Raw genomic sequence first — 15,340 nt, forward strand, 5'->3', positions numbered from 1 at the left:
TAAACCCATGTTGTCCGAAACTTAATTATATTTTATGCTGCATCAACTGTGATCTTTGGGAAAACACCCAGACGGCAAACAGCATCACCAAAGCAACCAATATGCCGGATTCCCCCGTCCATAGGTAGGCGTTTTCTCCGCTTGTGGATAGATCAAATGAATCCTGAATCACGGCGTTCCAGGAAGCATGAAGGAGGATTGCCGGCCATATGCTACCTGTACTTAAACGAAGATGACTGATGACAAAGTTAAATGAACTGATCGTAATCAAAAATAGGATAATTGACAATCCGAGTGATGGTCCCGAATAATAACTCCCTAACAGAATGGCGGGAATATGCCACGCTCCCCAGATCAACCCACTTGTAAGAATCGGTTTGGGCACACCTGCTGTTATTAATCTGGTAAGCATATAGCCTCTCCATCCCAGCTCTTCACCGGCACTGCTGATCACACCGAACAATGTACCAGCAAACATCTGATAAATAACACTTCCCATCAGAGCCCAGATAAAAGAGCCACTGGTGTGCACGTAGTCGACCAAGCCGGTTATCCAGGCGAATCCATAAGCTAACGACCCGACAACTACTGGAAATAGTAGCACAAAAGGAAGCGTTTTTAACGTTAATATCCCGCCAAATCGCAGAGAAATATCTGCAAAGCCTTCGCGCAACATAAGCCGTGTCAGGATAGATGAGAGTCCTGGGCCCACATTAGTAGCAGACCAAATACAGGTGACACATTGATTGCCAGTACATAGCTAAGTAGGGTGAGAGAAATAAGCCATATGAAAAAAACAAGTAAACCTCTCCGTGATTGTTGAATCGCTCTCTGACTTTGGCCCAAGATAGAATACGGCTTAAGACGGTTCAAAAACGATCATTCTACAATTCGAGCGCATAAGCAAGGACTCGCGCTTGGCTCATGTCTGCCCCTTTATTCCACCAAATTTGCCATTCGTGCTGCTGTAAACCTTGATGGATGGCTTCCACACATTCCAAATATTCTTCTGGAAAGCTCGGTTGATTATCCCCGCCATAGGACTGACGTCTTTTCTCGGCAGCACCGAGTAATAATGCGGCTTCCATTAATGCTCCCCGAGCACATAATGTTATTCCCAAACCCTCAACTCCACGAGAAAGAACCCAGGAACCGCGGTAGATCTGACTTGCAGCGATACATTTCTTGAAATATTCAACCGCTTGATTCATTGCCCCGCGTTTCAACGCGGAATACCCGAGACATTCGTACGGGCCAGATAGTTCCCATGGGTCCTTTACCATTTGAAAAAGACGCACGCTCTCTTCCAGCAAGTTGGAAGCCTCTGTATAACGTTGCTGTTCCAAACGAATTTTGCCGTATGCATGCAGTGAAGAAGCAAGATTCCAAGAGTCATTGATACTTCTTGCCAATTCTACGCTCTGTTGTGCCATTGCCTCCGCTTTTTGAAGATCGTTCTGCCGAATGTAGATAAAAGCAAGCAAGCGAAGGGAAGAGGCAGACAGGGAATTGTCTTGTTGTTCAAGGGCTAGCTCCACACTGCGTGTTGCAGCGTCCATTCCCGATTGGATGTTCCCTTGAACAAATTGAATGATGCCTAACCCGTGCCATGCTTTGGCACAATCTGTTGCAGAACCATCGTTCGATTCTTCTACATGCAAAAATCGTTCCAGCCAGAACAATCCATCCTTCAATCTGCCCTCATGAAGCCAGAACCCATACAGATGGGCCGCCAGATGAAGACCCGATGCTCGTGAGTAAACATGAGCATAACACCATTGAAGTGCAGCACTTAAGTTGGCGTATTCCGTTCTCACAGATTCGATACTAAGCTCTCGTTCAATGGTTCTGAAGCAGGCTTCAGCCTGAATCAAATAGCCTTTGTAATATTCCATATGTCGCATAGAGAGAGTACTACGTTTTTCATCATCAGATTGTTCGTTCCATTTATCTGTGGCATATTCCTTGATTGCCTCCAGCAAAGAGTAACGAATGGAGCCATGGTGCGAATCAATCCCGGTGGAGACAAGAGACTTGTTAACCAGACCCGATAAAAGATCGAGCATATCTTCGACCGTAATAGGGTCTTTCTGGCCAGACAGATCCGGTTCACATATGCAGATTGCCTCTGCTGCTTCCAGCGTGAAACCGCCCGCAAATACATTTAACCTTTGGAGCAAATGGCGTTCCTTGCCTGTCAGCAGATGATAACTCCAATCAATGGTTGAACGCAGTGTTTGGTGCCGAGGCCCGGCGGTTCGTTTACCTGAAGTCAAAAGGGTAAGCTGCTGAGTGAGACGTTCTTCAATCTGTCCCAAGCTCAACATGTTCATCCGTGCTACCGTAAGCTCAATCGCTAGAGGTATACCCTCAATTTTCCGGCAGATCGCACCGATTTGCTTGAAATGTGAAAGCGTAGGCACAAAGTGCGGAACCAGAACGCTGGCTCGTTCCACAAACAGCTGGATCGCTTCATAGCTCATCCATTCTGATTCAGTATGTACATCCGATAAATCCTCCTCCGCAGGATAAGAGAGTGGAGGAAGGCGATAAACCAATTCTTGAGTGATATTAAGAGGCTCTCGACTGGTGGTTATTATTCGTAGGTCTGGTGTTTCCATCAAAAGGAATTCCGCTACCTCAGCAATTGTATCAATGATATGTTCACAGTTATCGAAAATAAACAGCAGCTCATAATGACGTATCGCTTCAATGATCACAGCTTCATCCGACATCTTCCCCTGGGTGGTCAGCCCCAATGTAGATAAAAGCAAAGGATATACGTCATGTGCATCATGGATTGTACCAAATTCAAACATATATATTCCTTGCGAAAAACGAGCTGTGAGTGTGGAAGCCACTTCGGTAGCAAAAGACGTTTTGCCAATCCCACCAGGTCCGATGATAGAAATCAGAGCATGATCAATCAATTTCTCAGTCAGCACTTCTCTGGAATGTTGTCGTCCGACAAAGGTGGAGGGTCGATTGCGTAATCGTACTGCTGCCTTGAACGGTGTTGTGGACACTTCTTTCACAGCCTCAGGTTGCACAGTTTCACTTGCCATGAGGGTGTTGAACCATGTTTGATCAAAATCTGCAAATTCACGACCTGACGCCGAACGCGCTTCCGAGAATCGCTTGACGGTATTCCATAACATTGTAGCTTCCTCTATAGCAGCATCCTCTAGAAAAAGTCCTTCTTCCCAAAAAGCCTGAATGATCTGCTTCAGGCTTCCGATACTGGGGAGACGATCCCCATTCTCCCATTGCTGTACCGTCCTTGGATCTACGCCAGCTCGCTTGGCCAAGTCCACTTGCCGCATTTTTTTAAAAGTGCCTTTCCGAGAAGGCCTTGTACGAATTTTTTTAATCCATTCATGGGGCCAATCGTTTGTGTATTTATCGTTTTCCATGACATCACCTGAATTTCATAGTCTAAGCAACCTGAGCACACGAACAAACACGAACTCTTGTACATTCGTGTTCTGGATTGTAGCAGATAAAATAAGTCATATCAACACCAATTAACTAAGGAGGTAACACAGATGCCTTTAACTCGCATTGTCGCATTGAAAGGTCGTTCGAGCGAAGAGAAAACGCAGCTCAAGGAAGTTGTTTTACAAACCATCGTGGATAAACTGCATGTGCCCACAAATGATCGTTTTCTGATTATTGAAGAACTGGATCGAGAAAATTTCAGCTTTGATCCAACTTGTCTGGATATCGAAAGAAGTGAGGGTTTCCTAATCATTCAGGTCACCTTGAACCTGGGTCGTCCTGACGAAATGAAAAAGGAGTTTTATGAAGCGCTCGCTGAAGAGTTAATCAGAAGGTGGGGATTCGAAAAGAAGATGTATTCATTAATCTGATTGAAGTTACCAAAGAAAACTGGTCATACGGCAATGGAATTGCTTCGTTTATTGTCTAGATCTGTAACAATGCATTCATACCGTATATAAGAGAGGAAGTTATAACTATGTCAACTTTACTATATGTAACAGCTCATCCCGGCAACCCCGAGACATCGTATAGCCTTTCGGCAGGCGAGCAATTCGTACAAGCTTATCGTGAAAGTCACCCTCAAGATGAGGTCGTGCATGTAGATCTGTATCAACGCAATATCCCACACATCGATGCAGACGTATTGGATGCTTGGGGCAAACTGCAAACAGGCGGCACTTTCAATCAATTGACTGAAATACAGCAACAAAAAGTAACTCAATTGAATGAACTTCTCGAAGAATTCGTGGCTGCAGACAAATATGTTTTTGTGACACCCATGTGGAACTTTTCTTATCCTCCCGTAATGAAAGCTTATATCGATTCCTTTTGTGTCAGAGCCAAAACATTCAAATATACCGAAAACGGTCCAGTTGGCCTGCTACAAAACAAAAAAGCGTTCCACATTCAGGCAAGTGGCGGAGTATACTCATCAGGTCCTGTAGCGGATCGTGAGAATGGCAACCGTCATCTGGAAACAGTACTTCATTTTGTAGGCATCACAGACGTTCAGCATCTGTTTATCGAGGGTGTATCCACAGCAGGAGAACGTGCACCACAGATCAAAGCCGAAAGCATTGAACAAGCGCGTAGCATAGCACAAACATTTTAATGCTAGATATAAAATAACGATGTAAAAACAGGAATTACAATACGTCAACTTGTATCGCATCTCATTGTACCCATCACGCATTTTTCGGTTCATCCGTCATTTGCAGGATGGGTATCTTGATTCAAGGAGGATTTAGTCATGAAAGTAACTTATCACGGACATTCTGTAGTAAAGATCGAAACGCAAGGCACTATCATTTTAATTGATCCTTTTATTACCGGAAACGCACATACCGATCTTGATCCATCCACCATAGAGACAGACGTTATTCTGCTGACACACGGGCACGGCGATCATGTGGGAGATACCGTAGACATTGCAAAACGCAACAATTCACTGGTTATTGCTTCACCCGAACTCGCCGACCTGCTCGGATGGGAAGGCGTTCGTACACATGCCATGAGCATTGGGGGTGCGTATACGTTTGACTTCGGGCGAGTGAAATTGACACAAGCTTTCCATAGTTCAAGTTATGTAAACCATATTTCGAAAAAAATTACGTATACCGGCATGCCAACAGGAATTTTATTTACCACCGAAGGAAAAACGGTGTTCCATGCAGGAGACACTGGCCTGTTTTATGATATGAAAGTGATTGGTGATCGCCATGCCATTGATCTGGCTTTTCTCCCCATTGGAGACAACCACACCATGGGACCCGAAGACGCGGCTGTGGCGGCTGAATGGCTTCAAGCCAAACAGGTGGTACCGATTCACTTCAATACCTTTCCGTTCATTCAGCAAAACCCGCATTCCTTTGTCGCGCTGTTGCCTAGTGGAGTAGGGAAAGTTCTAGAAGCCGGCGAAGGAATTGAACTCTGAGTCTCATTTGTATATCAAAACGGAATAATCGTTGTATTCTCAACAAAGTTCAGCTAAAATAAAGCTACAAATTTTATATCATGCTTGTTTTTATCCCCGGGTAAGAACGATAAAAAGCATTGAGTCTCAATCCCCACTAGGGCCTATGTAATGTGGGAGGGGTGAGATTCAGTGCTTTTTTTGATAAAGAAGGAGGCATACCAGGTGCGATTTTTAAGTGATCACGATGTCAGACAAGGATTGAATGTACCTCAGGTGATACATTTAGTGGAAACAGTATACAAGGCTAGGAGTGAAGAGAACACGGAGACTTGGCCGACAATCTTCTACGATTTTGTTCCAGGCAAGGCAGATATGGATATCAAATCAGGATATTTGAAGAGTGATAAGGTATTTGGACATAAAACAATCACATGGTTTGCCGAGAATGAAGCGAAGCAACTCCCCACGTTGACGGGGCTTATAAACGTATTTGATGCCGATACAGGCAGACCCTTAGGCATAACCGAGGCATCCTATATTACGGGCATACGTACAGGTGCTTCGGGGGCAATCGGAGCAAAATACTTGGCAAGAAAGGACTCTGAAACTCTCCTTGTCTTAGGCTCTGGCAATCAGGCGATCTTCCAAATCGCTTGTGCCTTATCCGTGCTTCCGAACTTGAAAACGGTTTGTGTGGCCGGTAGGGACCAAGAGAAGCTGAGAACTTTTGTAAACGCCTTACCACACCGACTTCAATCTGAATTTGGTACGAACATAGAGAACGTTACGTTTGAAGCAGCAGAATCGTTAGAAGAAGCTGTAAAAAGCAGTGATATTATCATCACCGTCACATCATCCAGAACGCCGATCATTAAGAGGGAGTGGGTAAAAGAAGGCACACATCTTTCTTGCATAGGTGCAGATATGGCGGGAAAACAGGAGATTGACTCCAACCTGGTGTCACAAGCCATCTTATATGTAGATGATCGGGAGCACTGTATACAAGTGGGCGAGATTGAGATACCGCTAAAAGAAGGCAAGATTGCAGAAAACCATATATGCGGTGAGATTGGGGATTTACTTTTAGGGAAAACAAAGGGAAGAACTTCAAACGATCAAATCACCATATTTGATGCTACAGGTATGGCGATTCTGGATATATACGCAGCGAAAATGGCGTTACAGACTGCAGAGGAAAAAAATCTCGGCGTTAAAATTGACATCTAGGGGAGAAAGAGAAATGACTTTTAACTATGAACATGTGTTAAAAGCATACGACCGCATCCAAAAACATCTGAAGCAAACACCACTTGAAGAGTCGTTCTATCTAGGTGATCTGAATAGAAGATACTTTTTCAAACTGGAGTCCTTCCAGCGAGCGAAGAGTTTTAAAATCCGAGGGGCTTTAAACAAAATGATGACGCTATCCGAGGAAGAAAAGAACAAAGGCGTTGCCGCCATTTCTTCAGGTAACCACGGTAGTGCTGTGAGCTACGCGTCTTCCATTCTCGGAATTCGTCCCGTTAAGGTGATCGTTCCCGAAACGACAGCCCAAAGCAAAATTGATAAAATGAACTATTTCGGAGCAGAAGTGATGAAATTAGGTAAAGATTTTGACGAGGCTCATACGCTCGGCATGAAGTACATTCATGAACATCATTTAACGTATATTGATCCTTACTACGATGATCCGGAGATTTATGGTGGACAAGGCACGATAGGCATTGAAATTTTAGAACAAAACCAGGATATTGATACGATCGTCGTTCCAGTAGGTGGTGGGGGCCTGATTACAGGGATTGCGGTTGCTGCCAAATCGATCAAGCCGTCCATTCGAATTGTTGGAGTGCAAACCGAAGCCTGCCCAGCCATGATTAAATCTTACGAAGATCATACCTTATATGAACAGTATCCTAGCGAGGAATCCCTCTGTGATGCACTCCTTGGTGGGGTTGGAAAACTGAGTTACGAGATGGCTAAAGATTATGTTGATGATTTTATTGCCGTATCGGAGCATTCGATTGGCCAAGCCGTAAGTTTTCTGGCCAAAGAAGAAAAATACATTATTGAAGCAGGAAGCGCTACTGTAGTTGCAGCAATTATGGAACAGAGGGAACGAATCGATGGTCGAAATGTCGCACTTGTGTTAAGCGGTGGCAACATTGATGGAGATGTACTCCTGAATATTTTATCCAAATACTAACACTTACACTTCATACTAAATACATGTTTAGTTGTTTTCGGTGAATTATACCTGTAAATCAATAACCCTCTTACCTGTGGAGAGAACGCTCTATAGGCATGAGGGTTATTTTCGTTCAACGAGCATGTCATATTAATAATTTGTTATCGAAGTTATCGTTTTATCATGTTGACTTCGGAGCGGTGAATCTATACTGAATATACGGAGATACAACAGAGCTGACGCCTATCTCTGCAAAACATAGAGAAAGAAGGGGAGCACACGAATGAGTAATGCAAAAGCCACCACATCCACCCAAGCCGATGTGATTCGTCCGAGTCCCCGGCGCACCAAACGCAAAAAAGGCTTTAAACGAACACTGGCACTGGATCTTATGCTACTGCCGGCAGTCATCTTGACGTTCATATTTGCGTACATACCGATGGGCGGATTGGTCATTGCTTTTCAGGATTACAAGCCCTGGCTCGGGTTTGCCAAATCTTCCTGGATCGGCCTGGAACATTTCCAATTTTTGTTCAGCATGCCGGAGAATGTGCAGGTGATCTGGAACACTTTAATTATTGCGGGAATGAAACTGATTGGAGGTCTGATTGCACCATTGGTCTTTGCCTTACTCCTCAACGAAGTACGGAAGGAAACCTTCAAGAAGAGTATACAAACGTTCGTTTATCTGCCGCACTTTCTATCATGGGTTATTCTAGGCGGAATACTGCTGGACATGCTCGCAACAAAAGGTATGATCAATCAGTTTCTTGGGGCCGTGTTTGGCCTGGAACCAATCTTTTTCCTCGGAGAAGGTACCTGGTTTAGAATCGTTGTGGTCACCAGTGATATCTGGAAAGAATTCGGATTCGGCGCGATTATCTTCCTCGCCTCGCTGGCAGGTATAAACCCTGCACTATATGAAGCTGCTGAAGTGGATGGAGCGAGCCGGTGGCAACAAACCTGGTCCATTACGATTCCTGCTCTCATTCCCATTATGATTGTCGTAGGAACGTTGTCCCTTGGAAATATTTTAAACGGAGGATTCGACCAGATTTTCAATCTATACAATCCACTCGTTTACGATAAGGGCGATATCATTGATACCTTCGTTTATCGGGTAGGTCTCATCGACGGGAAGTTTGGATTCTCGGCTGCAGTCGGGCTGTTCAAGTCGGTTGTCGGATTCGTTCTGATTGTGCTCGCATACCGTGCAGCTTATAAATTTGCAAATTACCGTATTTTCTAGAAAGGAGACCTCACGGCATGTATCATAAAACAAAACCTTACAAAGTTTTCACCGTGTTTAACTATACGTTCTTAATTTTATTATCGTTACTCTGTATTATCCCGTTGATTCACATTCTCGCGGTCTCCTTCAGCGGTAAAGCAGCTGCCAATGCGAATCTGGTTGGACTCTTTCCGGTTGAATTTACTTTTGATGCTTATGAGAAAACATTGGCTAATGAAAACTTCATCCGATCCCTATGGGTTGCTGTACAGCGAACCGTGCTGGGTACACTTCTCAGCATGATGGTTGTCATTCTGGCAGCCTATCCGTTATCCCGCGAAAATCGAAGCTTCAAACGTCGTAATATCTACACGTGGTACTTTGTGTTTACAATGCTGTTCAGTGGGGGCTTAATTCCATTTTACATTCTTATTCAGAAGCTTAATTTGCTCAATACGATGTGGGTGCTTATTCTTCCCGGTGCCGTATCTGTGTGGAATATGATCCTGTTATTAAATTTCTTCCGCAATGTGCCTAAAGAGCTGGAGGAGGCTGCCTTTATTGATGGTGCGGGTTACTTTCGAACATTGGTCTCTGTCTTTTTGCCCGTGTCGATGCCAGCCATCGCTACATTATCCTTGTTCTCCATGGTAGGGCACTGGAACGCCTGGTTCGATGGTTTGATTTTCCTGACAGATCACGAAAAATATCCACTCGCAACGTTCTTGCAGACGATCATCGTACAGCAAGACTTTAGCAAAGTTTCCGTGCGTCCCGAAGACCTCGAGAATATCTCACAACGGACGATCAAGGCGGCACAGATTTTCATTGGCATGGCACCGATCTTGGTGGTGTACCCCTTACTCCAACGCTTTTTCGTTAAAGGGATTGTACTTGGTGCTGTTAAAGAGTAAGACCAATTCAGGGTTAACTAAATTTTATATGATATGGGGGAGACAACATGTTAAAAACATGGAAAAAGCCGCTTCGCATTCTGATGGCTGCTACAATGTTATCTGGTGTACTCGCAGCATGCAGTAACGATTCTACATCACAGAAAAATCCTAGCGACAGTAATGAATTTTATTCCGCACCGTTTGAAAATGGTAAGTATGTTGAACCGGTTACCATTTCGACGGTATTCCCAATCACTAGCAGCCTGAAATTCAAAAATGGGGAAAACATTGAAAATAACGTTCATACCAAGTGGGCTCACGATACACTAGGGATCGATATTAAGTACTTATGGACGGTCAGTGAACAAAATAATGCTTACCAGACCAAACTTCGTCTGATGCTCACATCGGGTCAAAAAATGCCGGATATTATCTCTTTCCGTGGCAGCCAGACATTAATCAGTGATTTAATTGAATCGGGTCAATTCGTGGATGCAGGAGAACTGTTTGATAAATATGCTTCGGATACGTATAAAAAAGCGATGGCGGAAGATCCAAATGTATGGAATCCTTACATCCGTGATGGTAAACGAATGGCAATTCCTATTCTGGAGAACGCTTACAACAATGATCCAGTGATGTACATTCGTGAAGACTGGCTTAAGAAGCTGAATCTGAAGGCACCAACAACATTAGATGAATTAGAAACGGTAATGGATGCCTTCGTCAATCAAGACCCGGATGGAAACGGGAAGAAAGACACCGTTGCTCTCTCTGTAGGGTTCAAAAACAATTTGAACACATGGATGGCAGAATCCGGCTGGATTTTTGGTATGTTTGGAGCGATGCCGAATCAGTGGAATAAAGCAGCAGACGGTTCGCTTGCATACGGCTCTATCCAACCAGAGATGAAACCGGCACTGGAGAAGATGAAAGAGTGGATGCAGAAAGGTTATATTGATAAGGAAGCGGGACTATATGATGAGCCTAAGGCCGCTGAAGCATTCACTGCCGGCAAGTCTGGTATTATCGTTGGCCCTTATTGGATGACAGGCTGGCCAATCCCGGATCTGCAGCAAAATGTGCCAGGTGCTGAATATAAAGCTTATCCACTTCCTGCTGGTCCCGATGGTAAAATGGGACGCCACGGAACACCAATTAGTACGGGTGCTGTTCTGATCAACAAAGATATGGAACACAAAGACGCTTTCTTTGTATACCAGAACTATCTGTTTGATCACTGGGCTAATCCGGACAGCACAACATTCGTACACGGGTTTGCCAAAGGATATGATTATGATATCGGCCCTGACGGTGAGGTATATAAAGAGCAGCAAAGCGACAAAATTCCCGGCGGCTGGATTGATGCGATCCGTTATTCATTAACCTTTGATGGAGCGATCATTCCTAACCTGATGATGAATACGTTAGCTGATCTTGCGAATGGCAAAGAGCCGACCACTCAGTATGAGAAAAACCTGGCGGACCGAATCCCTGAACAGATTAAGGCAGCCAAAATCGTCATTGATCAAAAAGATATTGTAATGCCTCAGATGTTCACGGGTGTTCCAACGAAAACACAGGTTGCCAGAGGCGATATGCTGACCAAGCTGGAGAAGGAAGTATTGAACAAAATCATTTATGGCCAAGCGCCGATTGAGGAATTTGATACTTTTGCGGAGCAGTATATGACTTCTGGAGGTAAAGAGATCACGGAAGAAGTCAATGCATGGTATGACACGATAAAATAAAAAAACGAACCGCGCTTTACGTACAAGGGGTTTCATTGACCTGTGTACGTGAAGCGCGGTTTTTTACTTTGTTTTATGCTACTTTCTTCACGATATGCCGCATTACTGTTCCCGGTATTCCTGCGGTGTCATCCCGAATTTATCACGAAACACCTTGATGAAATATTGGGAGTTGGCATACCCCAGTTTTTCGGAAATCTCATATACCTTATCCTGCGAATGGTTGAGCAGGTAGAGGGCAAGATCCATTTTCACGCTTAAAATATACTCACTTAAGCTGATACCTTGAAATTGTTTAAACAGCTTGGAGACGTATACCGGATGCAAGGATACATGATCTGCGATCGATTGAAGACTTAGGGAGTGCAGATTAGCAGAAACAAATGTCTTGATCTGATGAATAACGTCATGTTGCTCATCAAAAGACTGTTCTTCCAGCTTAATACGCAGCCGATCAAGCATGTTATCCGCCCAATCCGTAAGTTGGGAGACTGAACGATAGGGGACACGAGGAATGGCCTCATTTCCAATCAGATCGGATAACAGCGTATGATTTTTATGGGCAATGTAATGATAGGCAGATAACAAAACAATCTGAATCTCGTCCAGTTGCTCTTCGGTTTGCTCAGGCAGCGCACTGTACCCAGCCTTGATGCGGTTCAAGCGTTCCTTGAACATCTCCCATTGTCCTGTTTCCAGCAGATGATTAAAGGTAGGCGGTTCATATAATATATGCAAAGAACGAATGGATACGGGGCGATAACTTTCCTCGAGGGAAAGGAAGTATCCCGTGCCGTTACCTACCTGCTTTTTGAGAGCCGATAGGGCTTGCTCGTACATGTCACGTATATCTTGCTGAAGTCTGCCTCCATGGCTAAGGATGACTGAAATGCCTCCTTTCAGGTATTCATTGACATTGTGATGCAACTGCAGGGAAAGATGGGTGAGATCTTGATCTTGTTTTTGCTTCGTAAGCTGCTCATTATGATTCGTGTCTGGTGAAGTATGCCATTCGTTGTTGTCAGGTCCAGCAGACTTTAATAAAAAGACCAAATAATCGTAATGATCCCTACAGTGCCAAGTATAAAAAGCCGTATTGAACAACTCACATGCAATGTTGGTCACAGCGTATTCAAACAATTGCAGGCTGGTCGTTGTATACCTGGTGAAATGCTCTTCCAACCGCACCAGAACAAGCTGCACATTATCTTCTGCACTGAAGGGTAACTGATAATGGCCCAACTTATCGTTCAAAACATCTTCTGAATAACGATTACCTTCAATCAGTTGATTCAGTAATCTGTCCTTCAGCGAAGGAAGATGTTCGCGAAATGAGTTCATCGCCTGTTCATAGGACAAGGCCCTGCGGATTTGCTCTTCAATGGACAGTACCGTTTTTTCCAGACAGGAGGCCAGTTTTTCGACATCCAGCGGTTTCAATAGATACTCGACAACACCATATTTCGTCGCTTCTTTGGCATACTCAAACTCGGCATAACCGGTAAGCAAAATGCAGGGAAGGTTGGGTTTTACCGCCTTGATCTGCCGTATCAGTTCAAGTCCGTTCATGACAGGCATTGAAATATCAGTGATCACAATGTCTACCGTTTGTTCCTCCAGAATGGATAATGCCTGCATGCCGGAGTATGCTTTGTGAATACGCTCAATACGGTATTGATCCCATGGGAATGAGATCTCAAGATCGTCGATCACATAGGATTCATCGTCAACTAACAGAATCTGATGCATCTGCAATATCCTCCTTATGTATAGTAATGATGTACGTGGTACCTTCATATAGGCTGGATTGTATGGACAAGCCCGATCGTTTGCCATACGTAAGCTTGATTCGCTGATTTACATTTCGGACTCCAGTTCCAATCTGTTCTTCTGGACGTGTTAATTCATCCATATGCTCACTGATGAGTGCAAGCCGTTCTGCTGGCATGCCTACACCATTGTCTGCAACCGTGATACGTATGAACTCCTGATCCTGCTCTGCACGAATTGTAATTTTCCCAGGATCCATGGAAGGTTCTATCCCGTGTTTGACACCATTTTCAACGAGCGGTTGCAGGATCATGCGAGGAATGCGAATAGATAGAAGCTGTTTTGGCACATGAATCTCACAGGTAATACTCTTTTTTCGCATATGTATGATGGACATGTAGTGATTCACAAAACGGAGCTCTTCACCAAGCGTTGTATCCATATCTTCAATGCGGTGAATATAACGGCAATAGGCAGCCAGTTCCAGGGTCATGGCGGTTACAGATTCATAGTCTTTGACACTGGATTTGCTCTGAATATAGTTGAGGCAGTTATATAGAAAATGTGGATTGATCTGGGCTTGATACTGCTTCAACCTGGCCTCTTTGACCGAAAGCTCTCCAAGTAGCACCTGCTCGATTAACGTCTGGGTATTCTCGGCCATTCGGTTAAACGACCGGCCTAATATTCGAAACTCAAGAGTCTGGGTTCCATCAACACGGCTGGAGAAATCTCCCCGGTCAAAACGATCAATCGCTTTACGCAAACGAATAATCGGTTGTTGGATCTGATTTCGCAGCGCCAGAGTGTACAGTAGAGAGAGCAGAAGCATCGCCATCAGCGCCAGCACAAATAATGTATTGTTACGTGAGATAGACTGTTGCAATTGATTGGTAAGATGGTAATCAATAAAGTACAAATCGAGAATACTTGCTTTCATATAACTGATGAAATAATTCTGATCCTGAAATTTGATTTCGAAGAAACCGCTATCATTTCTGATCTGTGGAATAACCTGTGCGTCAGCTTCGGCAAGTTGTGAGGATCCTAATCCCCGGATAGCTGTCTTAAAATGCGAATCATAAAGCATGGGTGTCCCGGAAGTATATTCAGACATCATTTTCTGCAACACCTCCAAGGATATTCGAATCTCGATGTACATTGGTCCTCGATGTCCCTTGGTAAGATGCGAATAATACCCCGTACCATCCTTGTTCATATGTAACGTCCATTTATCCAGCGGATCTTTGGACATGACAAACGGCTGAAATGAAAATTCACGGTCCGAAGATACGGTAGCCTTCTCATCTGGATAATATAGAATGATCGTATTGTTCCAAGCCGTTGAAGCACTGTTAAGGGCCAACTTCTCCATTAGCTCGAGTTTGGCTTTGTATTTAGCAAAATCATTCCCGTAAGTGAGAGCATACGTATATCCTCTAACCGACTGATCCTCGGATAATGTCAGCGCATTCATTAATACCTGCTCAAATTGATTAGACAGCTGGGAGGACATGAAACGTACTTCGCCCAGTTTATTCTTCTGCAGCTCACGCTGAATTTCATCTACGTTTAATCGATAGATCCACCAGAAGATCAGGATGATTAGTACAAACATCAAAACCAGGCCCAGCGCCAGTTTTTGAAAAATAGAAGCGTTTTCTTTTGAAAACTTTTCCTTCAACATATTTTTCCCCCTGTACAGCAAAGAAGCATAATGACTATCCTTTATTCTACAATAACTTTTTGTACAAAGGGAAGGAACTTGAAGCTTCTAAAGGCATGGACGTCCTTGGAATGAGCTGAATCCAGCTTAAAAAAAGAGGGTTCTGTCGTATTTTAATGAAGCAATTGGCTCGATAAAAGACAAATGTTGGCGGATATTTATCAATTATACGAAATTTGACACATAAAAAATCTGTGTTATTATGTATAACAATAGAAAAATTTTACACATTAAAGAATTGCTGTAGTTAAATTGAATTTTATTGGATCCAATGGTTCTACATAACATTCTGCCCATTTACTTTACCCTTCGCTAAAAAAGTCAGAATAGTTTTCGTATTGTACTTTGGAAAAGGTCACGACGTA

Annotated in this window: 11 protein-coding genes and 1 pseudogene; 8 read left to right on the plus strand and 4 right to left on the minus strand. The window is 43.8% G+C overall.

Going from position 1 to position 15,340, the window contains the following annotated elements:
- Window positions 1–25: 25 nt before the first annotated feature.
- Both ACT89M_RS15160 and ACT89M_RS15165 read right to left on the minus strand, forming a co-directional pair.
- Window positions 26–712 carry a CPBP family glutamic-type intramembrane protease gene (locus tag ACT89M_RS15160; protein WP_154959181.1) on the minus strand — a complete coding sequence of 229 codons (687 nt, stop codon included), beginning with the start codon at window positions 710–712 and terminating at the stop codon, window positions 26–28.
- Between the two features lie 172 nt (window positions 713–884).
- A complete protein-coding gene (locus ACT89M_RS15165) occupies window positions 885–3,413 on the minus strand; it encodes a tetratricopeptide repeat protein (RefSeq protein ID WP_154959182.1) in 2,529 nt (842 codons plus the stop codon).
- 132 nt (window positions 3,414–3,545) lie between these two features.
- On the opposite strand from ACT89M_RS15165, the pseudogene ACT89M_RS15170 reads away from it, so the two are divergent.
- The 8 genes and pseudogenes from ACT89M_RS15170 to ACT89M_RS15205 all read left to right on the plus strand — a co-directional run bounded on the left by ACT89M_RS15170 (window position 3,546) and on the right by ACT89M_RS15205 (window position 11,479).
- Window positions 3,546–3,928, plus strand: a pseudogene (locus ACT89M_RS15170) (tautomerase family protein).
- Window positions 3,929–3,976: 48 nt separating this feature from the next.
- Window positions 3,977–4,612, plus strand: a complete 636-nt coding sequence (locus tag ACT89M_RS15175) for an FMN-dependent NADH-azoreductase (protein WP_154888788.1) — start codon at window positions 3,977–3,979, stop codon at window positions 4,610–4,612.
- Window positions 4,613–4,750: 138 nt separating this feature from the next.
- Window positions 4,751–5,434 (plus strand): metal-dependent hydrolase, encoded by a 684-nt coding sequence (locus ACT89M_RS15180; protein WP_154888786.1) that lies wholly within the window; start codon window positions 4,751–4,753, stop codon window positions 5,432–5,434.
- Window positions 5,435–5,638: 204 nt separating this feature from the next.
- Window positions 5,639–6,643 carry an ornithine cyclodeaminase family protein gene (locus ACT89M_RS15185; protein WP_308721765.1) on the plus strand — a complete coding sequence of 335 codons (1,005 nt, stop codon included), beginning with the start codon at window positions 5,639–5,641 and terminating at the stop codon, window positions 6,641–6,643.
- Between the two features lie 13 nt (window positions 6,644–6,656).
- Window positions 6,657–7,619 (plus strand): threonine ammonia-lyase, encoded by a 963-nt coding sequence (locus ACT89M_RS15190; RefSeq protein WP_308721764.1) that lies wholly within the window; start codon window positions 6,657–6,659, stop codon window positions 7,617–7,619.
- A 265-nt stretch (window positions 7,620–7,884) separates the two neighbouring features.
- Complete coding sequence (locus tag ACT89M_RS15195; RefSeq protein WP_373323146.1) at window positions 7,885–8,850, plus strand: ABC transporter permease; 966 nt, start codon at window positions 7,885–7,887, stop codon at window positions 8,848–8,850.
- A 17-nt stretch (window positions 8,851–8,867) separates the two neighbouring features.
- A complete protein-coding gene (locus ACT89M_RS15200) occupies window positions 8,868–9,746 on the plus strand; it encodes a carbohydrate ABC transporter permease (RefSeq protein ID WP_154888780.1) in 879 nt (292 codons plus the stop codon).
- A 47-nt stretch (window positions 9,747–9,793) separates the two neighbouring features.
- On the plus strand, window positions 9,794–11,479 hold the full coding sequence (locus tag ACT89M_RS15205) for an extracellular solute-binding protein (protein WP_154888778.1): 1,686 nt from the start codon (window positions 9,794–9,796) through the stop codon (window positions 11,477–11,479).
- Window positions 11,480–11,581: 102 nt separating this feature from the next.
- Here ACT89M_RS15205 and ACT89M_RS15210 read toward each other — a convergent pair whose 3' ends face one another.
- The gene (locus ACT89M_RS15210) at window positions 11,582–13,228 is read right to left on the minus strand and encodes a response regulator (protein WP_308721763.1); all 1,647 of its coding nucleotides are present in this window, start codon (window positions 13,226–13,228) and stop codon (window positions 11,582–11,584) included.
- Window positions 13,206–14,936, minus strand: a complete 1,731-nt coding sequence (locus ACT89M_RS15215; protein ID WP_154888774.1) for a sensor histidine kinase — start codon at window positions 14,934–14,936, stop codon at window positions 13,206–13,208. Before ACT89M_RS15215 ends, ACT89M_RS15210 begins: the two co-directional genes overlap by 23 nt.
- Window positions 14,937–15,340: the final 404 nt, after the last annotated feature.

It is taken from the genome of Paenibacillus sp. NN59 (assembly GCF_057597225.1).